The following is a 21,580-nucleotide window of genomic DNA, read 5'->3' as shown; positions in this document are numbered from 1 at the left end:
CGGCGGGCGCGGACCGGCAGCTGCTGGCGGGCCTTACGCCCGCACCCGGGTGCGGGCAAATTGCAGCGCCGCCTCCAGCATGCGGTGCAGCACGGGCTGCACGCCGGCCGCCACCTCGGGCAGGTAGTGGAACGGCAAGGCTTCCTGCATGTAGCTGCACTGCGTCATCTCCAGCTGCACCGCGTGCACGTTGCGCGCGGGATCGCCGTAGTGCCGCGTGATGTGGCCGCCCTTGAACCGGCCGTTGAGCACCGCGGTGTACGCCGGATCGGACTGCCCGATGCGCAGCAGCGCCTGCGCCAGCGCCGGGTCGCAGCTGGCCCCTTCGGCCGTGCCCAGGTTCAGGTCCGGCAGCTTGCCCGCGAAGAACCTCGGCAGCACGGAGCGGATGGAATGCGCATCCCACAGCATGGCCACGCCATGGGCGGCGCGCAGGCGCTCCAGCTCGGCGGCCAGCTGCGCGTGGTACGGCGCCCAGATGGCATCGCGGCGCGCGGCGATCTCGGCGTCGTCCGGCGCATCGCCCGCCTCCGCGTAGATCGGCGTGTCGTCGAAGGTGTCCACCGGGCAAAGGCCGGTGACGCTCTGGCCGGGGTACAGGCTGGCGCCGTCCGGCGGCCGGTTCAGGTCGATCACATAGCGCGAGTGCGTGGCCACCAGGATCGAGGCGCCGAGGTCGCGGGCAAAGCCGTAGAGCCGCTCCAGGTGCCAGTCCGTGTCCGGCACCTGGCGGGCCTCGTCGGTGAAGCGCGCGGCGATGTCCGGGGGCACATGCGTGCCCACGTGGGGCATGGACACGAGCAGCGGCGCGGTGCCCTGGTGGAAGGTGAAGGGTGGCGGGGAATGGGTGGCGGTCATGCGATCGGGTCTGCGTTGGGGGCTTCGAAAGCCGAGGGCCGGCCGGTCGGTCAATGCCCGGCGCGGGTGATGGTGGCCGTGCGGGCCGCCACGAAGGCGGCGGCGGCACGGTCGTGCAGCGCGTGGCGCCCCGCGACCACGCGCGGCGTGCCGGCGGTCCAGAGGCTGTGCAGCGCCGAGGTGCGATGGCTGCCGAACACGTGCGCGCCCAGCATGCTGTCGGGCGGCAGGCCCTGCAGCGCGATGTGCTGCGCATCGAGCGCCACCAGATCGGCACGCTCGCCCACCGCGATGCCGGCCGGAGCGCCGGGCGTGCACCGGCCGCTGGCCTGCGCCCCGCCCTGCACTGCCTGCAGCGCCATGGCGGTGGCGACCTCGGGGTGGGCGCGGCTGGCCAGCACGTTGCGCTGGCGCAGGGACAGGCGCTGGCCGTATTCGAGCAGCATCAGCTCTTCCGCCGCGTTCACGCAGGCATGGCTGTCGGAGCCCACGCCCCAGCGGCCGCCGTCCGCCAGCCAGCGCGGCAGGTCGAACAGGCCATCGCCCAGGTTGGCCTCGGTGGTGGGGCACAGGCCGGCCACCGCGCCGGTGCGGGCGGCGCCCGCGTATTCGTCGGGCGTCATGTGGGTGGCATGCACCAGGCACCAGCGCGCATCGACCGGCGCATGCTCCAGCAGCCATTGCACCGGGCGCTGGCCGCTCCAGGCGATGCAGTCGTCCACCTCCTGCGTCTGTTCGGCGATGTGGATGTGCACCGGCGCCGCCGGGCTCAGGGCCGTGAGGCCTTCGACCGCGATGCGCAGGCTGTCGGGCGGCACGGCGCGCAGCGAATGCGGGGCCAGGCCCAGGATGCCGCCCTGCGCGGCCACCACGGGCGCCACGCGCTCCAGCAGCGCAAGCATGCTGTCGGTGCTGCGGATGAAGCGGCGCTGGTCCTCGCGCGGCGCGCGGCCGCCGAAGCCGCTGGCCTGGTAGAGCACCGGCAGCAAGGTGATGCCGATGCCCGCGGCCTGGGCGGCGCGCAGCAGCGCGAGCGACATGGCGGCATCGTCGGCATAGGGCTGGCCTGCCGCGTCGTGGTGCACGTAGTGGAACTCGCACACCGCGGTGTAGCCCGCCTCCAGCATCTCGACATAGAGCCAGGTGGCGATCGCCTCCAGGTGCTCGGGCGTGGTTCGCGCGGCAAAGCGGTACATGAGGTTGCGCCAGCTCCAGAAGCTGTCCTGCCCGCCGTCGGGCTGGGACGCGCGGTATTCGGTCAGCCCGGCGAAGGCGCGCTGAAAGGCGTGCGAATGCAGGTTGGGCATGCCGGGAAGGACCGGGCCCGGCGCACGCGGCGCGGTGCCGGCGGCGCTGCCCGGCGCCACCGCGGTGAGCCGGCCCGCGGCATCCCACTGCAGCAGCACGTCGCGCGCCCAGCCGCCGGGCAGCAAGGCGTCCTGCGCGAACAGGGCGCCAGCGGGAGGCGTCCGCGGCGCAGAGGACTCGGCAAGCGGGGATGGAACGGTGGTGCGCATCAGTCAATGGCCTCGGGGCAGATGGGAAAAGAGAAAAAGGATTGGGGCCACCGGTGCATCAAGCCGCCGCCCGGGCGATGCGCCCCTGCCGCACGATGGTGTGCGCCGGCTTGTGCCCGAACCAGTAGGCCAACTCCGCCGCCTCCTTGAAGGGCCAGAGCACGAAGTTCGCCGGCCGCCCCGCGGCAATCAGTCCGTGCGAGTCCTGCAGCCCCAGCGCGCGCGCGGCATGGGTGGTGATGCCGGCCAGCGCCTCGGGCACGGTCAGGCGAAACAGCGTGCACGCCATGTTGGCCATGAGCAGCAGGCTCAAAGCGGGCGAGGTGCCGGGGTTGTGGTCGGTGGAGACGGCCATGGGCACGCCGGCCTCGCGCAGCAGCGCGATGGGTGGCAGGTGCGTGTCGCGCAGGGTGTAGTAGGCGCCGGGCAGCAGCACGGCCACCGTGCCGGCGGCCCGCATGGCGGAGATGCCCTCGGCGGACAGGTGCTCGATGTGGTCGCACGACAAGGCGCCATAGCGCGCGGCGAGCGCCGCACCGCCCATGTCGGAGAGCTGCTCGGCATGCAGCTTGACCGGCAGGCCCAGCCGCTGCGCCGCCTGAAAGACCTGCTCGGTTTCGGCCAGCGTGAAGGCGATGCGCTCGCAGAACACATCCACCGCATCGACCAGCCCTTCCGCGGCCAGCGCGGGCAGCATCTCCTGGCACACGTCGTCGATGTAGTCCTGGCTGCGGCCGGCGTATTCGGGCGGCAGCGCGTGCGCGCCCAGGAACGTGGTGCGCACCGTGGTGCCGGTGGCCTCGCCCAGGCGCCGGGCCGCGCGCAGCTGCTTGCGCTCGTGCGCGGTCGCCAGGCCGTAGCCGGACTTGATTTCGATGGCGCACACGCCTTCGTCGAGCAGCGCCGACAGGCGCGGCAGGGCGAGGTCGAACAATTCGTCTTCGCTGGCCTCGCGCGTGGCCCGCACCGAGGCGACGATGCCGCCGCCGGCCCGGGCGACTTCTTCGTACGAGGCGCCGGCCAGCCGCATGGCGAACTCGTTGGCGCGCTGCCCGCCGTAGACGAGGTGGGTGTGGCAGTCCACCAGCCCGGGCGTGGCCAGCGCGCCGCGCGCGGCGTGGCGCGGCAACGCGGCATGGGCCGCGGGCACGGCGGCCTCCGGGCCCACCCAGCGCACCACGCCCTGCTCCACCACCAGCGCCGCCGGCACACCGTCGGGCACCGGCACGTCGGCCACCGCCAGCCCGGGCGCCAGGTGCAGGGTGTGCCAGACCCCGTCGGCGCTGGGGGCGTGGGCGAAGTCCTGGTGCGGCACGGTCATGCGATTCTCCCTTTTGCTATTAAATGCATAGCAGTATGCCCTAGTGATTATTGTGCCAGCGCCCGATTTGGCTGAAACCCCGGCACCAGCGCCACCCAGGCGATGGCCGGCGCATCGGTCCCGCCGGCCTGCGGCTGGAGCGAGGCGCAGGCGCCGGCAGGCGCGGCGGCGGCCCACCACAGGCCCTGCCCTGGCCCGAAGACCTCGCCGCCCCGATGCCACCGGCCCGACAGCACCATGCACAGGCCGGCGGGCGTGCTGCCCGGCACGCACGCGTTCTGCAGCACCTGCACTGCGCCCTGCCAGCGGCCATGCCGCAGCATCAGGTTGAAGTCGGTCGAGGCGCCGCCCAGCGGGATGCAGTCGATGGCCTGGTCGCCCGCGAACGCCACGGGCTGCCAGCGCTCGTCCAGCGCATGGTCGATGCCCTCGTCCTCGGCGCGCAGGCGCACGCCGGCCCCGTCCAGCAGCATGATCTGGCGCTGCACGCCCTGGAAGGCCGAGAACGGCCCGGGCGCCGCGATGGTGGCCACGCTCACGCGCCACTCGAAGGCGTCCATGCCGGCGCCCGGCGGCCAGCAGGCCAGCTCGCGCGTGTCGCCGCCGCCGTTCTTCCACGGCGTGGGCGCGATGGCCGACAGGTCGAACCACTGCAGCGCCGCCGTCATCCCGCCTCCCCCACCAGCAGCGGAAAGAGCGGGTGCGCCATGGGTGCGCCGGCCGGCAACGTGTCGGCCAGGCCCGGGAAGTCGGGCGAGGTCTTCCAGGCGCGCGGCGCATGGCGCGTGTCGTCGCCCAGAAAGCGCACCGAGAACACGCGGCGACGCTGCGGCCCGGGCACACCGCCCGAGGCATGCAGGGCCAGCATGTGAAAGCACACCACGTCGCCGGGCGCGATCTCCCAGCCCAGGATGGGAAACGCCGCGCGGTCGGCCTCGATGTCGGGCAGCTCGGCCAGCGAGCCTTCGGGAAACCACCGCGCCTGCTGGTCCATGAAGGTGCGCGGCATGCGCCACGGCCCCCGGTGCGAGCCGGCCACGAACTCCAGCGTGGCCTCGCGTGCCACCGGGTCCACGGGAATCCACAGGCTCACGTTCTGGGTGCCGTCGATGTTGTAGTAGGGCTGGTCCTGGTGCCAGGGCGTGCGCTGGCGCGTGCCCGGCTCCTTGACCAGCACATGGTCGTGGTACAGCCGCACGCTGGCCGACTGCATGAGCCGCTGGGCGGCCCAGGCCACGGGCGTCTCGGCGATGAAGCGGCCGAAGGCGGGAATGTCCTGCCAGTTGCAGAAGTCCTCGAAGAACCGGCCCGGATCGTCCGGGCGGCTCGCCACCTTGGCGCGTGGGCTGGGCGCGGCCAGGTTGGTGTCGATGCCGCTGCGCAGCAGCGACACCTCGCCCGGCGTGAGCAACTGGCGGATGCACACCGCGCCGTCGCGCGCGAAGTCGGCCACGAGGGCGTCGGTCACGCGCTCGCGCAGCCGCTGCTGCAGGTCGGGCGGGGGCACCAGGGGGGTGGAAAGCGTCATGGCGAAGGCCTCACTCTCGGCGGCTCGGTGGGGGCGGCGCTCAAGTGCGCGACAGCACGGCCTGCAGGAACGCGCGGGTGCGCTCCTGCGTGGGCTCGGTGAAGATCCTGGCGGGCGGGCCCGATTCGATGATGCCGCCGCCGTCCATCACCACCACGGTGTCGCCGACCTCGCGCGCGAAGTCCATCTCGTGCGTGACGACCATCATGGTCATGCCCTCGCGCGCCAGCAGCTTCATGACCTGCAGCACCTCGCCCACCAGCTCCGGGTCCAGGGCCGAGGTGGGTTCGTCGAACAGCATCACGCGCGGCTGCATGGCCAGGGCGCGGGCGATCGCCACGCGCTGCTTCTGGCCGCCCGACAGGCTGGCCGGCATGGCCGCGGCCTTGTGGCCCAGGCCCACCTTGTCCAGCAAGGCGCGCGCCTGGCTTTCGGCCTCGGCGCGGGAAGCGCCGCGCAGCTTGCGCGGGCCCAGGGTGACGTTGTCGAGCACCGACAGGTGCGGGAACAGGTTGAACGACTGGAAGACCATGCCCACCTCTTCACGCAGCGCGTTGAGCTCGCGCTCGGGCAGCATGCGGCCCTCGTCCACCAGGGTGCGCCCGCAGATGTCGATGCGCCCGCCCTGGGGCTGCTCCAGCCCGTTGCAGCAGCGCAGGAAGGTGCTCTTGCCCGAGCCGCTGGGCCCGATCACCACCACCACCTGCGACGGCTGCACGTCGAAGTCGATGCCGTTGAGCACCACGTGCTCGCCGAAGGCCTTGCGCAGGCCACGGATGCGCACGATGGGTGCCGCATCCGCAGCGGATGCCTGGGTCGATGGGGACTGCGTCATTGCACCATCCCCCCGGCGCGCAGGCGCAACTCGATGTGGCGCAGCACCAGCGTGGTAGCGCCGGTGAGCAGGAAGTACACGACCGCGATGGCCAGGTACACCTCCAGCGAGCGGTATGACACGCTGATGATCTTCTGCCCCTCGTGCATCAGGTCGTGGATGGTCAGCAGCGACACCAGCGCCGAGTTCTTGATGAGCGCGATGAACTCGTTGCCCAGCGGCGGAATCATGCGCACCACGGCCTGGGGCAGCACCACCCAGCGCATCGCCACGCCCGAGGACATGCCGATGGAGCGCGCGGCCTCCATCTGGCCTCGGTCGATGGACTGGATCGCGCCGCGCACGATCTCGGACACGTACGCGCCCGAGTAGATGCCCAGCCCGATCACGCCGCACAGGAACGCCGGCAGCAGGATGCCGAACTGCGGCAGCCCGAAGAACAGGATGAACAGCTGCACCAGCAGCGGCGTGCCGCGGATGGCCGCCACATAGGCCGTGCACAGGCCATACACGATGCGGCGCCGGGGGTCGAGGCGGCCGATGCCCACCAGCAACCCCATCACGCAGCCCAGGAGCAGCGAGGCGGCCGTGATCTCCACGGTCACCAGCGCGCCCTCCAGCAGTTGGGGCCAGCCGGCCCACACGGGGGAAAAGTCGAGTTCCATCGCTCGGATTCAGTGCTTGTCGATTCGGTCGGCGGCGGTGGTCCGCCGGCTCACTTGGCAGCCGGCGTGGCCGCGGTGGTGGCGGCGCTGCCGCTGAACCACTTCTTCACGATGGCCGCGTAGGTGCCGTCGGCCTTGAGCTTGGCCAGCGCGGCGTTCACCGCGCGGGTGAGCTCGGGCGTGTCCTTGCGCAGCGCCATGCCGTATTCCTCGGTGGTGAGCTGCTCTTCGATCACGCGCAGGCCGGGCCGGGTGCGCACGTACTGGTAGGCCGCGGGCTTGCCGGTGACGGCGGCGTCGGCGCGGCCGATGTCCACCAGGTTGAACATTTCCTGGTTCTTCTCGACCTCCACGCGTTGCGCCTTGGGGTAGTTCTGCGTGAGGAAGGCGACCGACTTGGTGCCCACCTGCACCGAGATCTTCTTGCCGTCCAGGTCGGCCGGCTTGCGGATGGTGGTATTGCCTTCCTTGACCATGGCGACCAGGCCGCCGGCGTAGTAAGGCTCGGTGAAATCGACGACCTTCTTGCGCTCGTCGGTGATGTAGATGCCCGAGACGGCCATGTCGAAGCGCCGCGAGATCAGGCCGGGGATCAGGCCCTTGAAGTCGATGTCCACCCACTCGACCTGCTTGCCCATGCTCTTGGCGACGGCCTCCACCAGCTCCACGTCGAAGCCGGTGCGCTTGCCGTTCTCGACGAACTCCATCGGCGGGAAGGTGGCATCGGTGGCCACTCGCAGCACGTTGTCTTGCGCGCGGGCGGCGCCGGCGCCCAGGGCGAACACGGCGGCCAGGCTGGCCAGGAGGAGATTGCGTCGGATGTTCATGGGAGTTTCCGGTGGGGGTGGGAGGAAGGGAAAGGCACTCGAGGGGAAAAGAAAAACGATGCGGCCGGGTTCAGTGCAGAACGAGTTGGCGCGAGATGCGGGCAGCCGCCACGACCACCATGCGGATCAGCGCGGCCTCCTGCCCCTGGGCCCGCATCACCGGCGCCATCAGCGTGATGGCGCCCGCGGCCTGGCGGGACGCGCCGAACAGCGGCACGCTGCAGCCCCAGACGCCGGGGTCCACCTCGCTCTCGCTGGTGGCGAAGCCGGCCTTGCGAATCGCCTCCAGCGCCTGCTGGGCGGCCTCGCGCTCGGGCGTGCCCGTGCCCCACTGGCTGTCGAGCACCGCATCGCGCGCGGCGGGCGGCAGATGGGCCAGCACGCACTTGGCCGAAGCGCCCGTGCGCAGCGGCACGCTGCGACCCTTTTCGAACGAGCAGCGCAGCGAATGGTGGCTTTCCACCATGTCCAGGCAGATGGCTTGGTCGTTCACCGCGACGATCAGGCCGACGCTTTCCTGCGACTGCTGCGACAGCTCCACCATGCCGGGGCGCGCCTGCCGCACCAGGTGCGAAGCCAGGTCGAAGCCGAGGGCCAGCTGAAGGCTCAAAGGGCCCGGCGCATAGCCGCCATCGCTTTCCAGCACGAAGCCCCAGCGCTTGAGGCGCGCGAGCTGGCGGTACAGCGTGCTGCGCGCCATGCCGGTGTGCTCCATGAGCTCGGTCGCGGCCATCGCCCTGCCCTGCTGGGCCAGCACGGCCAGCACCTGGAGCACTCGGTCGGACGTCGCAACGGCGCTGGGCAATGCACTTCGGGTCATGCGTTCAGTATCGAAGGAAGCGGCCCGGGAGCACACGCCCCCATTCCCGGCCATTGGGAATGGGGTTCCCCTTTTTTCTCGCGGAATGGCGAAATTCCGTTTTCCGGCGGCCCTGCGCAGGCCTCAGCGCACCATGGGAAGGTTCAGGCCCTGCCTGCGTGCGGTGGCCACCGCGATGTCGTAGCCCGCGTCGGCATGCCGCATCACGCCCGAGGCCGGGTCGTTCCACAGCACGCGGCCCAGGCGCGCGGCCGCCTCATCGGTGCCGTCGGCCACGATGACCACACCGGCATGCTGCGAGTAGCCCATGCCCACGCCACCGCCGTGGTGCAGGCTCACCCACGTGGCGCCGCCCGCCGTGTTGAGCAGCGCGTTCAGCAGCGGCCAGTCGCTCACCGCGTCGGTGCCGTCCTTCATGGCCTCGGTCTCGCGGTTGGGGCTGGCCACCGAACCGGTGTCCAGGTGGTCGCGGCCGATGACGATGGGCGCCTTGAGTTCGCCGCTCCTGACCATTTCGTTGAAGGCCAGCGCCGCCTTGTGGCGCTCGCCCAGGCCCAGCCAGCAGATGCGCGCGGGCAGGCCCTGGAAGGCGATGCGCTCGCGCGCCATGTCCAGCCAGCGGTGCGTGTGGTGGTTGTCGGGGAACAGCTCCTTGATCTTGGCATCGGTCTTGTAGATGTCCTCCGGGTCGCCCGACAGCGCCACCCAGCGGAACGGCCCCTTGCCCTCGCAGAACAGCGGGCGGATGTAGGCGGGCACGAAGCCGGGGAAGTCGAAGGCGTTCTTCACTCCCTCGTCGAACGCTACCTGGCGGATGTTGTTGCCGTAGTCCACCGTGGGAATGCCCATGGCCTGGAAGTCCAGCATGGCCTGCACGTGCACCGCGCACGACTGGGCGGCGGCCTTCGTCAGGGCGGCATGCTGCGCCGGGTCCTTCATCGCGGCCTGCCATTGCGGCACTGTCCAGCCGGCGGGCAGGTAGCCGTGGATCAGGTCGTGGGCGGAGGTCTGGTCGGTCACCAGGTCGGGTTTCAATCCGCCCGCCTTCGCGCGGCGCACCAGTTCGGGCAGCACCTCGGCCGCGTTGCCCAGCAGTGCGATGGAGACGGCCTCCTTCGCGTCGCAGTGCTGCCGGATCAACTCCAGCGCGTGGTCGATGTCGCGCGCCTGCTTGTCCACGTAGCGCGTGCGCAGGCGAAAGTCGATGCTGCTTTGCTGGCACTCGATATTGAGCGACACGGCGCCGGCCAGCGTGGCGGCCAGGGGCTGCGCGCCGCCCATGCCCCCCAAGCCCGCCGTGAGGATCCACTTGCCGGAGAGGTCGTTGTCGTAGTGCTGGCGGCCGGCTTCCACGAAGGTCTCGAACGTGCCCTGCACGATGCCCTGGCTGCCAATGTAGATCCAGCTGCCGGCCGTCATCTGGCCGTACATGAACAGGCCCTTGCGGTCCAGTTCGTTGAAGTGTTCCCAGGTGCCCCACTTCGGCACCAGGTTGGAGTTGGCCAGCAGCACGCGCGGCGCGTTCTCGTGCGTCTTGAACACGCCCACCGGCTTGCCGGACTGGATCAGCAGGGTTTCGTCGGCCTCCAGCACCTTGAGCGACGACAGGATCTGGTCGTAGCAGGCCCAGTCGCGCGCGGCGCGGCCGATGCCCCCGTAGACCACCAGATCCTGCGGGCGCTCGGCCACCTCGGCATCCAGGTTGTTCTGGATCATGCGGTAGGCGGCCTCGGCCAACCAGTTCTTGCAGTTCAGCTGGCTGCCGCGCGGGGCGCGGATCACGCGCGTGGGGTCATGGCGGGGGTCGGCGAGCGGGGCTGCGGCGGTGGAGAGGATGGCGTCGTTGGCGTTCATGGCAAAGGCTCCTTCACGAAATCTGGGAAACGAAGCTGGGCAGGTGGGCGGTCACGGGCGCGGGCCAGGCGGATTCCTGGGCCCAGCCGCGCATGGCCTCGATGTCGGTGGCGAGAAAGCGGTCCTGCTCCAGGAAGGCAACGCGCGCGCGGATGGCGGCGATCTGCGCTTCGATGAGCGGCGAGCTTTTCAGCCACGGGGTGGCGGCGGCGCCCGGTGCGGGCACGCGGTCGAAGTCGATGCCCTGGGTGGCGGCCATGGCCTCGATGCCGACCACCACCGCCGTGTTGCGCACCATGTCGGTCAGGCGCCGCGCGGCGTAGGTGGCCATCGACACATGGTCTTCCTGGTTGGCCGAGGTGGGCAGGCTGTCCACGCTGCCCGGGTGGGCCAGCGACTTGTTCTCGGACGCCAGCGCCGCGGCCGTGACCTGCGCGATCATGAAGCCTGAGTTCACGCCGCTGTCGCGGATGAGGAAGGCCGGCAGGCCCGACAGGCCGGTGTCCAGCAGCAGCGCCAGGCGCCGCTCGGAGATGGCGCCGATCTCGGCCACCGCCAGCGCGATGATGTCGGCAGCGAAGGCCACTGGCTCGGCGTGGAAGTTGCCGCCCGAAATCACGTCGCCCGTTTCGGAGAACACGAGCGGGTTGTCCGAGGCGGCATTGGCCTCGATCTGCAGCACGCGCGCGGCATGCTGCAGGTTATCGAGGCACGCACCCATCACCTGCGGCACGCAGCGGATCGAATACGGGTCCTGCACGCGCCCGCAGTGCGGGTGCGACGGATCGATCTCGCTGCCCTCCAGCAGCGCGCGCACCGCGGCCGCCACGGCGATCTGCCCCGGCTGGCCGCGCGCTTCGTGGATGCGCGCATCGAACGGCTTGACTGAGCCCTTGATGGCTTCGAGCGACAGCGCGCCCGACACCAGCCCGGCCGCGAACACGCTCTCGGCGCCGAACAGCCCGGCCAGTGCGAGGGCCGTGGACACCTGCGTGCCGTTCAGCAGGGCCAGCCCTTCCTTGGGGCCGAGCACGAACGGCTCGCAACCGATGGCCGCCATGGCCTCTCGGCCCGGCACCGTGCGGCCCTGCACCTTGGCCTGGCCCTCGCCGATCAGCACGCAGGCCAGGTGGGCCAGCGGTGCCAGGTCGCCCGAGGCGCCGACCGAGCCCTTGGCCGGGATCACGGGCAGCACGTCGGCATTGGCCAGGGCCAGCAGCGCATCGACGATGGCGGGCCGCACGCCGGAGTGGCCGCGCGCCAGGCTCACCGCCTTGGTGGCCAGCACCATGCGCACCACCGGGTCGGGTAGCGGATCGCCGGTGCCCACGCTGTGCGACAGCACCAGATTGCGCTGCAGTTCGGCCAGCCGGCCGTGGGCGATCTTCGTGCTGGCGAGCTTGCCGAAGCCGGTGTTGATGCCATAGACCACCTGGTCTTCTTCGACGATGCGCTGCACCGTGGCCAGCGAGGCCTGCATGCCAGCCTGCGCGGCCGGGTCCAGCGACAGGCGCACGCCGCCCGCGCTCAAGCGCCGCAGTTCGCCCAGCGTGACGCGGCCGGGGTGCAGCACCAGGGTTTCAGGGGAGGAATCGGTCATCAAGTTCATCCTGTATATACAAGTAGGTTCGAGCGAAAAGGAAGCCAATGAAAGCAGCGGCCCGCTATCCGAACACCGGATTGCCGTCGGCCCGGAAGCGGCTGCCCAGACGGTAGCGCGAGGCGGGGTGCAGGCAGCGCACCAGGGTCACCGGCACGCCGCGGCTCCAGGTGCGGCGGGTGAGCAGCAGGCACGGCTGGGCGGGCTCCATGCCCAGCAGCTGCGCCTGCTCCGGCGTGGGCAGCACGGCATCGACCACGTGCTCCACCTGGTCGAACGGCACGTTGCGCACCAGGAATTCCGAGGGCTGCAGCTGCGTGAAGTCCTGCTGCGCGAAGGTGGGCACCACGCGCGGGTTCACGTAGCGGTCTTCCAGCTGCACGGCCACGCCGTCCTCGCGGTGCACGCACACGGCATGGAACACCGACTCGCCCGTGCGCAGGTCCAGCGCCGCGGCCACCTCCATCGAGGCCGACACGCGCTCCACCGTGAGCACGTCGCAGCGGTAGTCGTGCCCGCGCTGGCGGATCTCGCTGGCCAGGTTGGCGATCTGCAGCAGCGTGGACTGCGGCTTGTCCTCCGCCACGAAGCTGCCCACCCCGGCCACGCGCACGATGCGGCCCTGCTCGGACAGCTCGCGCAGCGCGCGGTTGACGGTCATGCGCGACATGCCGAACTGCAGCACCAATTCGCTCTCGGAGGGCAGCCGGTCGCCCGCGCGCCAGGAGCCGTCCTGGATCTTGCGGGCGATGAACTCCTTGACCTGCTGGTACAGCGCCAGCGCGGGCTCCACCGGCGCCGCGGCAGCGGATTCGGCTTCGGCGTTGGCACGGAGGGCGGCGGCGTTCATGTCGGCGGGTTTCTTGCCGCGGCTCAATGCAGGTCCGCCGCCATGGACTCGGCGCGGATCTCCTCGGTCAGCCGCGCCTTCAGGTCCATGAACTCGGGCGAGGTCTTCACGCGGTAGTGCCGCGGGTGAGGCAGGTCCACCGCCAGCTCGGTCTTGATGCGGCCCGGCCGGGCGCTGAACACCGCCACGCGATTGGCCATGAAGATCGCCTCGTCGATGTCGTGGGTGACGAACATCACCGTTTTGCGCTCGGCCTCCCAGATGCCCAGCAGCAGCTCCTGCATGAGCACGCGGGTCTGGTTGTCGAGCGCGCCGAAGGGTTCGTCCATCAGCAGGATCTTGGGGTCGTTGGCGAGGGCCCGGGCAATGGCCGTGCGTTGCTGCATGCCGCCCGATAGCTGCTTGGGGTAGTGCTGCTCGAAGCCGCGCAGGCCGACCTTGGCGATGAAGTACGCCGCCCGCTCCTTTTGCTGCGTCTCGGGCATGCCGCGCTCGCGCAGGCCGAAGCGGATGTTCTGCTCGATGGTCAGCCACGGAAACAGCGTGTAGCTCTGGAACACCATGCCGCGGTCGGCGCCGGGGCCGTCGATGCGCTGGCCGTCCAGCAGCACCTCGCCCGCGGTGGGAAAGTCCAGCCCCGCCACGATGCGCAGCAGCGTCGATTTGCCGCAGCCGGACGGCCCGAGGATGGTGACGAAGTCGTTCTCGCGCACCTCGAAATCCACCGGCAGCAGCGCCTGGGTGGCCTGGCCGCGCGCACCGGCGAAGGTGCGCGATACGCCGCGAACGGAAAGCATCGGTGCGGTCATAGCGTGCTCCAGGCGAAGAGGCGGCGGTTGACCGCCTTGAAGGCGAAGTCGGACACCAGCCCGATGACGCCGATCACGATGATGCCGAAGATGATCTGCCCCGTGTTCAGCAGCGCCTGGCTGTCGGTGATCATGTGGCCGATGCCCGACGACGAGCCGATCAGCTCGGCCACGATGACGTAGGTCCAGGCCCAGCCCAGCACCAGGCGCAGCGTTTCGGCAATGCCGGGCGCCGCGCCGGGAATGAGCACGCGGCGCACGATGCCCGTGTTGCCCGCGCCCAGCGTGTAGGCCGCCTCGACCAGATCGCGCCGCGCGCCGCCCACGGTCACGGCCACCATCAGCGTGATCTGGAACACCGAGCCGATGAAGATGACGAGCAGCTTCTGCGCCTCGCCGATGCCCGCCCACAGGATCAGCAGCGGAATGAAGGCCGAGGCCGGCAGGTAGCGGCAGAACGACACGAAGGGCTCGAAGAACGCCTCCACCGGCTTCCAGGCACCCATGGCGATGCCCAGCGGCACCGCGACGACAGCCGCCAGCAGGAAGCCGCCGAGCACGCGCCACACCGTCATGCCGATGTCCTTGTGAAAGCCGCATTCGGTGAACAGCAGGCCTCCTTCCTTGAGCATGGTGGCCGGACTGGCCAGGAACGTGGGCGACACGAAGCCGCCCAGCGTGAAGAACGACCACACGGCGATGAACACCACGAAGAACGCCAGGCCCAGCACCCAGCGGACGCGTGGGCTGACGGGCTCAAGCGGCGCCATGGCGCGGCGGCGAACGGGATCAGGGGCAGGCCCCGACCGCAGCGCGGCGGGGGCGCTGGCGGACGGCCCTGCGGCAGGGTGGCGGGCGGCAGTCGTGGCGGGCATGGTGGCGGGCTCCCGTGCCATCACTGGATGAAGCTGGCGTCGAAGGTGGCCTCGAGTTTTTCAGGCGCCTTGCGGATCACGCCGGCCTCCAGCAGGATGGGCACCGACTCCTTCATGAACTGCATCAGCTCGCCGGCGAAGAACTTCTGGTTGGCCGCCTTGTCCTGCCAGCGCAGGTAGGCCGACGACTTGGCGAACTGCTCGCCGCTTTGCTTGACGGCCGAGCCCATGATCTCGTTGGCCTTGGCGGGGTCCGCCTTGATCATCTCCAGCGCCTCGAAATACGAGTTGGCCAGGGCCTGCGCCGCCTTGGCGTTGGCCTTGAGCCAGGTGGGCGCGCAGCCCACGGTGTCCATCACCATGGGGTAGTCGATGGTGGTGGCCAGGATCTTGCCGGCCTGCGGGTTGGCGCGCACGGTGGACAGGTAGGGCTCGTAGGTCATCGCGGCATCGTTCTGGCCGGACACGAAGGCCTGCGCAGCGGGCTGGGGTTCGAGCGAGACGGTCTTCACGTCCTTGAGCGTCATGCCGTTCTTGTTCAGCATCCAGGCCAGGCCGAAGTACGGCGCGGTGCCCGGCGCGCTCACGCCGATGGTCTTGCCCTTCAGGTCGGCGAAGCCCTTCACGTCGTTGCGCACGGCCAGGCCGTCGGCGCCGTAGGACTTGTCCATCTGGAAGATCTGCACGATGGGCACGCCGTTGGCGTTCCAGGCCACATGCGTTTCCACCGTGGTGGCCGCGCACTGGATCGCCTCGGAGGCCAGGGCCAGGTGGCGGTCTTTCTGCGGAATCATCTTGAGTTCCACATCCAGGCCGTTCTTCTTGAAAATGCCCGCCTTGTCGGCCAGCGTGAGCGGCGCGAAGCCCGTCCAGCCCGACATGCCCAGCGCAATCTTCACGTTCTGCGCCTGGGCCTGCAGGGACAGCCCCGCCACACAAACGCCCGCCACCGCCAGCGACACCATTTTCAAAACCGATCGGCCCATCATCTGCTCCTCACAAGAAAAGATCGAGTCGCGCACCTGGAAGGCACGCGCCGCATTGCTCCGACGCCCGGAATGATGGCGGTGCGACAGGCCTGTCTATACAGGGTTACTACGCACAGGGCCCCATTTGCACACACATTCCCACCGGGCGGGAGCCCCGGAGGCGGGCGACTTCTCGCGCCGGTCCGGGTGACAAGCGGGCTTGCAAGATCGGGGCCCGGCCGGCGCGGTGGCGACCCGTTCCGCTGGCATTGCGGCCAATGCTATTATTTTCATAGCATCAAAGGAAGGAAATATCCCGGCAACGGCCCTGTTTCGATCCAAAAGCCTCTATCTTTGGTGGCACACCGCCACTGGAGCCCCCGGTGCGGCAACGGGCGGCGACCCGCATCGACGGCCCGGACTGGTGCATCCCGCGCATCGCCACCCCACCGACTGCCCCAGCGCTGTGCGTCCCAGGCGCGGCCCAGCGGAAAGTAGGTACAAGCCCGGTGCCCGCGCAGGGCAAGCCCGCGTGGCGGTGCAGCCCCGCCCGTTAGAATTTGTTTTTATCTAGAAAAGCGCCCTGCCATGAAGCAGCAACACCCGGCCCTTCTTTCCCTTCTGGAAACCCACGAATCCGCCATCCTGGACGAGTGGCTGGCCGAGGCAGGCGCCCAAGACCCCACCCACCAGCGCGCCACGGCGGCGCAGGCGCGCGAACTGCTGCAGCTGCTGCGCAGCGCGCTGCAGGCTGGCGGCGACGCGCAAGGCCCCAATGGCCCGGCCTGGCAAGGCATGAACGAGGCGCTCGAAGCGCTTTCGCGCTCGCGCGCCTCGCGCGGCCAGACGGCGGGCGACACCAGCGTGTTCGTCCAGGCCATGAAAAAGCCCCTCTTCACGCTGCTGCAGCAGACGGTGCCCGCCGCCGCCGACCTGGTTCCGGCCCTGTGGTCCGCCACGGCGCTGGTCGACCAGCTGGCCCAGCGCACGGCCAACACCTTCCAGCAGGCGCGCGAGGACATCATCCGCCGCCAGCAGGAAGAGCTGCTGGAGCTGTCCACCCCCGTGGTGAAGCTCTGGGACGGCGTGCTGGCCGTCCCCATGATCGGCGTCCTGGACAGCAACCGCACGCAGGTGGTCATGGAAACGCTGCTGCAGCGCATCCTGGAGACCGAATCGGAACTCGCCATCATCGACATCACCGGGGTGCCCACCGTGGACACGCTGGTGGCGCAGCATCTGCTCAAGACCGTGGCGGCCATCCGGCTCATGGGCGCGGACTGCATCATCAGCGGCATCCGCCCGCAGATCGCACAGACCATCGTGCACCTGGGCATCGACCTGCAAGGCATCTACACGCGCGCCAATCTGGCGGACGCGCTGTCGCTGGCGCTGCAGAAGACCGGCTGGCGCATCACGCGCGCCGCCTGATCCGGAGCACCCCATGGACCGCATTCCCATTCTTCGCATGGGCGAAACCCTGCTGGTCACCATCCAGGTGGACATGCAGGACCGCACCGCCATGCAGTTGCAGGACGACCTGGCTGACCGCATCGCCAAGACGGGCGCCACCGGCGTCATGATCGACATCTCGGGCCTGGAAATCGTGGACTCGTTCGTCGGGCGCATGCTGAGCAGCATCTCCGGCATCGCGCGCATTCTCTCGGCCCACACGGTGGTGGTCGGCATGCAGCCCGCCGTGGCCATCACCCTGGTGGAACTGGGCCTGTCCCTGGAAGGCGTTCGCACCGCACTCAACGTGGAGCGCGGAATGCAATTGCTGGAGCGCATCCGCCAGGAGCCATCCCTTGTCCGCTGATCCCGCCGGCACGTTGCCCATCGCGTCGGAGCAGCACATCGTCGCCTGCCGGCAGACGGTCCGCGTCCTGTGCACTCAGCTGAAATTCTCGCTGGTGGACCAGACGAAACTCATCACGGCGGCCAGCGAGCTGTCGCGCAACACGCTGGTGCACGGTGGCGGCGGCCGCATGCGCTGGGAAACGCTGGAGCGGCAGGGCCGCCATGGCCTGCAACTGCATTTCGAAGACGAGGGGCCGGGCATTTCCGACCTGAAGCTCGCCCTGACCGACGGCTGGACCTCGGGCGGCGGCATGGGCCTGGGACTGCCGGGCAGCCGGCGCCTGGTCAATGAGTTCGACATCCACACGGCCCCCGGCGAAGGGACCCGCGTGAGCATCACCAAATGGAAGTAGCCGCCCCCACGGGCAACGCCCCCCAGTTGCTGATGGGATGGACGCACACGGCCTTCGCGATGGGCGACACCAGTTGCGTGGGCGAAGCCCGGCGCTTCGCCGCCCACGCGAGCGCCGAGATGGAATGGGGCGACACCGACAGCGGGCGCCTGTCCATCGTGGTGACCGAGCTGGCCAACAACCTGCACCTGCACGCCCGCGAAGGCCGCTTGCTGATCGCGGCCGTGCCGGCGCTCGGCCTGGTGGAGGTGATTGCCATCGACCACGGGCCAGGCATCCAGGACCTGCCGCTGTCCATGCGCGACGGCTACTCCACCGGCGGCACGCAGGGCGCCGGGCTGGGCGCGGTCCGGCGGCTGGCGGACGACTTCGACATCCACTCCTCCGTACCGCAGGGCACGGTGTGCGTGGCCCGCGTGCGCCAGCACCGCGAGGCCGGCGATGCGCCAGCCGCCCCGCCCCAGACCCTGCGGGTGGGTGCTATCCGGTTGCCGCTGGCGGGCGAGACCGTGTGCGGCGACGCCTGGGCCGCGGCCCTGGACGGCCCCCGGGCCGCGCTGTTCGTGGCCGATGGCCTCGGCCACGGCAGCGAGGCCGCCAAGGCGTCCGGCGCGGCGGCGGACCTGTTCCTGCAGGCCCCCTTCGGCGACCTGCGCGAGCAGATCGAAAGCATGCATGCCGAGCTGCAGTCCACGCGGGGCGCCGCAGTGTGCAGCCTGCGGCTGGATGCCACGGCCGCCACCGTGCGCAGTTCCGGCGTTGGCAACGTGGTGGCCCGCGTGGTCACGGGCCTGTCGGACCGCTCGGTCGTCACGCAGCACGGCACGGTGGGCCTGACCATGCGCCGGCCGCAGGAGACCACCACCGAGCTGCCTTCCTATGCGTTGCTGGTCGTACACAGCGACGGCATCGAAACCCGCTGGCATCCCGCCAGCATCCAGCGCCTGCTGGGCAGCGATCCCACCCTGGTGGCCGCCGTGCTGCTGCGCGATCACCACCGGGCGCGCGACGACGCGACCGTGGTGGTGGTGCAGTGCATCGAGTGACCCGAAGCACGAAAGACACCATGGACGGCACCTCCGACCTCATTTCCGACCGCACCTTCCAGGCATCCGACACGCCGGCACCGACGCCGCCCACCGCCGCTGCGCCCCAGGAATCCATCGAGGCGCTGCGCGCCGCCCTGGCCGAAAGCCAGCGGGAAGTCCAGGAGCTGAGCGCCGAGCTGGAGGAAACCAACCGCGGCGTGGTCGCGCTGTATTCCGAGCTGGACGCGCAGGCCGAGCAGCTGCAAAAAGCCACGGAGATGAAAAGCCGTTTCCTGGCCTACATGAGCCACGAGTTCCGCACGCCCATCAACTCCATTCGCAGCATCGCCCGGCTGCTGGCCGACCATGTGGACGGGCCCCTCAACACCGAGCAGGCCCGCCAGGTGGGATTCATCCAGAGCACCGCGAACGAGTTTGCCGACATGGTGGACGACCTGCTCGATCTCGCCAAGATCGAAGCCGGCCGCGTGGAAATCTCGCCTGCCTGGTTCGACATGCTGGATCTGTTCCAGGCCCTGCGCGGGATGTTCCGGCCGGTGCTGACCAACCCGGACGTCAACCTGTTCTTCGACGAGCCTCAGGGTATCGCGCCGCTGTACACGGACGACCGCAAGTTGTCGCAGATCCTGCGCAATTTCATCTCCAACGCGCTCAAATTCACGCCCCGGGGCGAGGTGCGCGTGTCGGCCCGCGTCGTGGATGGAGACCGGGTGCGATTTTCGGTGACCGACACCGGCATCGGCATCGCTCCCGAATTCCATTCCAGCGTGTTTGACGACTACACGCAGATCGGCTCGTCGCTGCAAAAGCGTCTGCGCGGCACCGGCCTGGGGCTGGCCGTGAGCCGCCAGCTGGCCGAACTGCTGGGCGGCACGGTCACGCTGGAGAGCGCGCTGGGCAGCGGCTCGGTGTTCTCGCTGACGCTGCCGCTGCGGCTGCCGGGCAACGAAGCCGCGGCCACTGGGGCCTCCGCAACCAACGAGGACGGCGCCCATGGGTAACGGCATGCAGGACGTCAGTGCCATCCACACGACCATCGACCGCGCCGCGCACACGGTGCTGGTGGTGGACGACAACCCGGTCACACGCTACTCCACCGTCCGGATCATCCGCGCCGCCGGCTTTCAGACCGTGGAGGCCGACAACGGCACCGAGGCCATCCGCCTGGCGGCCACCGGCGTGTCGGCCGTGGTGCTGGACGTGCACCTGCCCGACATCGACGGCTTCGAGGTCTGCCGCATCATCCGCCAGCAGGAAGCCACGGTCCTGCTGCCGGTCACGCACCTGTCCGCTGCCCACGTGCACAGCGAAGACCGGGTGACCGGTTTGAACGCGGGGGCCGACGCCTACCTCACGCACCCGGTGGAGCCCGCGCTGCTGGTGGGCACGCTGCAGGCGCTGATCCGTGCGCGCATGGCCGAAGACGGCCTGCGCCGCAGCGACCGGCGCTTTCGCGCCATCTACAGCCAGGCGCTGGCGGGTATCGGCCTGATCCAGCCCGACGGCCGTTTCACCGATGTCAACCCCGCCATGATGCGGCTGCTGGACCGCTCGCGCGACGAACTGCTGGGCCACCCCATCAGCGACTTTGCGCCGCCCGGCTGGCTGGACTTCATCACCGAAAAAACCGTGGGGGGCGAGCGTGGCGACCCCTGGCAGGGAGAGTTTCCGCTGCAACGCCCGGACGGCGCCTGGGTGTACCTGGAGTGGAGCATCTCGGCCCACGTGGAGCCCGGCCTGCGCATGGCGATCGCGGCTGACATCTCCGAGCGCATGGAGCTCGACTCCCGCCGCCAGGATGTGCTGGAACGCGAGCAGGCGGCCCGCGCCACTGCCGAGCGGCTGAGCCGCACCAAGGACGATTTCATCGCGGTGCTGTCGCACGAACTGCGCACCCCGCTGAACGCCATCGCCGGATGGGTGCACATCCTCAAGCGCCGCGGCGGCACGCCCGAGCTGCTCAAGGGCCTGGACTCCATCCACCGCAACGTGAAGGCGCAGGCGCGCATCATCTCGGACATCCTCGACGTGTCGCGCATCAACAGCGGCAAGCTGCACCTGGAGCGGGAATGGATCGACCCCGTCGAATCGGTGCGCTCCTCCATCGACGCGCTGCAGGCCTCGATCGCCGAAAAGCGCCTGGACGTGGCGCTGGCCGTGCAGGACGCGAATGCCCCCGCCTGGCTGGACCCGACACGCTTTCAGCAGATCTTCTGGAACCTGCTGACCAATGCCATCAAATTCTCCAACGACGGCGCGCGCATCGACGTGGCGCTGCGGCGCGAGAAGGGCCAGCTCACCCTGTCCGTGCGGGACTACGGGCGCGGCATCGCCAGCGAATTCATCGATCACCTGTTCGACCGGTTCACGCAGAGCGACTCGCCCGACAACCGACGCCACGGCGGCCTGGGCCTGGGACTGTCCATCGTCAAGCAGCTGGCCGAACTGCACGGCGGCCGCGCCACGGCCGTGAGTGCCGGGCTCGACCAGGGCACCACCATGCAGGTGATGCTGCCGGTGGACCACAAAGGGGGCGACACGGCCCGCGCCGCGCCCCTTGGCGACGATGCCCCAGCCGAACCGCCGATGAACGACCGACCCCTGGCGGGCCTGGACATCCTCATCGTGGAAGACCACCCCGATGCACGCGAAATGCTCACCGTGGTGCTCACCGACGGCGGTGCGCGCCTGCGCGAAGCCGGCGACCATGACGCGGCCATGCAGGCACTGGCCGAGCGCTGGCCCGACGTGCTGGTCTGCGACATCGGCCTGCCCGGGCGCGACGGCTACGACCTGGTCCGCAGCCTGCGCTCCCTGCCCCTGCCCGAGGGCAAGGCCCAGCCGATCGCCATCGCGCTGACCGCCTTCTCCCGCGCGCAGGACGCGCAACGGGCTCTGGAGGCAGGATTCGACGCGCACCTGGGCAAGCCCTTGCAGCCCCACGCCCTGATGGCCACCATCAACCGACTGGCCGATTCACGCTGATTTTTT

General features: G+C 69.9%; 21 protein-coding genes. 6 read left to right on the top strand and 15 right to left on the bottom strand.

Features of this window, described 5'->3' with window-relative positions; translation table 11 throughout:
* Window positions 1–33: 33 nt before the first annotated feature.
* The 15 genes from hutG to R1Z03_RS05475 all read right to left on the bottom strand — a co-directional run bounded on the left by hutG (window position 34) and on the right by R1Z03_RS05475 (window position 15,345).
* The gene (gene hutG, locus R1Z03_RS05545) at window positions 34–858 is read right to left on the bottom strand and encodes an N-formylglutamate deformylase (RefSeq protein ID WP_284428708.1); all 825 of its coding nucleotides are present in this window, start codon (window positions 856–858) and stop codon (window positions 34–36) included.
* A gap of 50 nt (window positions 859–908) precedes the next feature.
* Complete coding sequence (locus R1Z03_RS05540; RefSeq protein ID WP_317357561.1) at window positions 909–2,375, bottom strand: formimidoylglutamate deiminase; 1,467 nt, start codon at window positions 2,373–2,375, stop codon at window positions 909–911.
* A 58-nt stretch (window positions 2,376–2,433) separates the two neighbouring features.
* Entirely contained in the window at window positions 2,434–3,696 is a 1,263-nt protein-coding gene (gene hutI / locus R1Z03_RS05535; RefSeq protein ID WP_317357558.1) for an imidazolonepropionase, read from the bottom strand.
* Window positions 3,697–3,743: 47 nt separating this feature from the next.
* The gene (locus R1Z03_RS05530) at window positions 3,744–4,364 is read right to left on the bottom strand and encodes a HutD family protein (protein ID WP_317357555.1); all 621 of its coding nucleotides are present in this window, start codon (window positions 4,362–4,364) and stop codon (window positions 3,744–3,746) included.
* Window positions 4,361–5,224: a phytanoyl-CoA dioxygenase family protein gene (locus tag R1Z03_RS05525; RefSeq protein WP_317357552.1), complete on the bottom strand. Its 864-nt coding sequence runs from the start codon at window positions 5,222–5,224 to the stop codon at window positions 4,361–4,363. Before R1Z03_RS05525 ends, R1Z03_RS05530 begins: the two co-directional genes overlap by 4 nt.
* 40 nt (window positions 5,225–5,264) lie before the next feature.
* Window positions 5,265–6,059 carry an amino acid ABC transporter ATP-binding protein gene (locus R1Z03_RS05520; protein ID WP_284428712.1) on the bottom strand — a complete coding sequence of 265 codons (795 nt, stop codon included), beginning with the start codon at window positions 6,057–6,059 and terminating at the stop codon, window positions 5,265–5,267.
* Entirely contained in the window at window positions 6,056–6,724 is a 669-nt protein-coding gene (locus R1Z03_RS05515; protein ID WP_284401841.1) for an amino acid ABC transporter permease, read from the bottom strand. The genes R1Z03_RS05520 and R1Z03_RS05515 overlap by 4 nt, the downstream gene beginning before the upstream one ends.
* A 50-nt stretch (window positions 6,725–6,774) precedes the next feature.
* A complete protein-coding gene (locus tag R1Z03_RS05510; RefSeq protein WP_284401839.1) occupies window positions 6,775–7,551 on the bottom strand; it encodes a glutamine ABC transporter substrate-binding protein in 777 nt (258 codons plus the stop codon).
* Window positions 7,552–7,621: 70 nt separating this feature from the next.
* Complete coding sequence (locus tag R1Z03_RS05505) at window positions 7,622–8,371, bottom strand: IclR family transcriptional regulator (protein ID WP_272563939.1); 750 nt, start codon at window positions 8,369–8,371, stop codon at window positions 7,622–7,624.
* Between the two features lie 123 nt (window positions 8,372–8,494).
* A complete protein-coding gene (hutU, locus tag R1Z03_RS05500; protein ID WP_317357546.1) occupies window positions 8,495–10,225 on the bottom strand; it encodes a urocanate hydratase in 1,731 nt (576 codons plus the stop codon).
* Window positions 10,226–10,238: 13 nt separating this feature from the next.
* Window positions 10,239–11,825 (bottom strand): histidine ammonia-lyase, encoded by a 1,587-nt coding sequence (gene hutH / locus R1Z03_RS05495; protein WP_284409322.1) that lies wholly within the window; start codon window positions 11,823–11,825, stop codon window positions 10,239–10,241.
* 64 nt (window positions 11,826–11,889) lie between these two features.
* Window positions 11,890–12,675 (bottom strand): histidine utilization repressor, encoded by a 786-nt coding sequence (gene hutC, locus R1Z03_RS05490; protein WP_284401831.1) that lies wholly within the window; start codon window positions 12,673–12,675, stop codon window positions 11,890–11,892.
* A gap of 23 nt (window positions 12,676–12,698) precedes the next feature.
* A complete protein-coding gene (locus R1Z03_RS05485) occupies window positions 12,699–13,484 on the bottom strand; it encodes an ABC transporter ATP-binding protein (protein ID WP_284428715.1) in 786 nt (261 codons plus the stop codon).
* The gene (locus tag R1Z03_RS05480) at window positions 13,481–14,359 is read right to left on the bottom strand and encodes an ABC transporter permease (protein WP_317357542.1); all 879 of its coding nucleotides are present in this window, start codon (window positions 14,357–14,359) and stop codon (window positions 13,481–13,483) included. Before R1Z03_RS05480 ends, R1Z03_RS05485 begins: the two co-directional genes overlap by 4 nt.
* Before the next feature lie 20 nt (window positions 14,360–14,379).
* Complete coding sequence (locus R1Z03_RS05475) at window positions 14,380–15,345, bottom strand: ABC transporter substrate-binding protein (RefSeq protein WP_272563943.1); 966 nt, start codon at window positions 15,343–15,345, stop codon at window positions 14,380–14,382.
* A gap of 570 nt (window positions 15,346–15,915) precedes the next feature.
* Between R1Z03_RS05475 and R1Z03_RS05470 the strand changes: the two genes are divergently transcribed.
* From R1Z03_RS05470 to R1Z03_RS05445, 6 genes are read left to right on the top strand one after another with little or no spacing between them, the layout of a single operon-like run.
* The gene (locus R1Z03_RS05470; RefSeq protein ID WP_284428716.1) at window positions 15,916–16,758 is read left to right on the top strand and encodes an STAS domain-containing protein; all 843 of its coding nucleotides are present in this window, start codon (window positions 15,916–15,918) and stop codon (window positions 16,756–16,758) included.
* A gap of 13 nt (window positions 16,759–16,771) precedes the next feature.
* The gene (locus R1Z03_RS05465) at window positions 16,772–17,146 is read left to right on the top strand and encodes an STAS domain-containing protein (protein WP_284409314.1); all 375 of its coding nucleotides are present in this window, start codon (window positions 16,772–16,774) and stop codon (window positions 17,144–17,146) included.
* Window positions 17,136–17,540: an anti-sigma regulatory factor gene (locus tag R1Z03_RS05460; protein WP_272563946.1), complete on the top strand. Its 405-nt coding sequence runs from the start codon at window positions 17,136–17,138 to the stop codon at window positions 17,538–17,540. The genes R1Z03_RS05465 and R1Z03_RS05460 overlap by 11 nt, the downstream gene beginning before the upstream one ends.
* Entirely contained in the window at window positions 17,531–18,586 is a 1,056-nt protein-coding gene (locus tag R1Z03_RS05455) for an anti-sigma regulatory factor (protein WP_317357531.1), read from the top strand. Before R1Z03_RS05460 ends, R1Z03_RS05455 begins: the two co-directional genes overlap by 10 nt.
* A 20-nt stretch (window positions 18,587–18,606) precedes the next feature.
* Window positions 18,607–19,590 carry an ATP-binding protein gene (locus tag R1Z03_RS05450; protein ID WP_317357528.1) on the top strand — a complete coding sequence of 328 codons (984 nt, stop codon included), beginning with the start codon at window positions 18,607–18,609 and terminating at the stop codon, window positions 19,588–19,590.
* Window positions 19,591–19,594: 4 nt separating this feature from the next.
* Complete coding sequence (locus tag R1Z03_RS05445) at window positions 19,595–21,574, top strand: response regulator (protein WP_284429556.1); 1,980 nt, start codon at window positions 19,595–19,597, stop codon at window positions 21,572–21,574.
* Window positions 21,575–21,580 lie beyond the last annotated feature (6 nt).

The organism is Acidovorax sp. BLS4, assembly GCF_032929295.1.
In the GTDB taxonomy this organism is placed as follows: domain Bacteria; phylum Pseudomonadota; class Gammaproteobacteria; order Burkholderiales; family Burkholderiaceae_C; genus Paracidovorax.
This window is presented reverse-complemented; position numbering and strand designations above follow the sequence as displayed.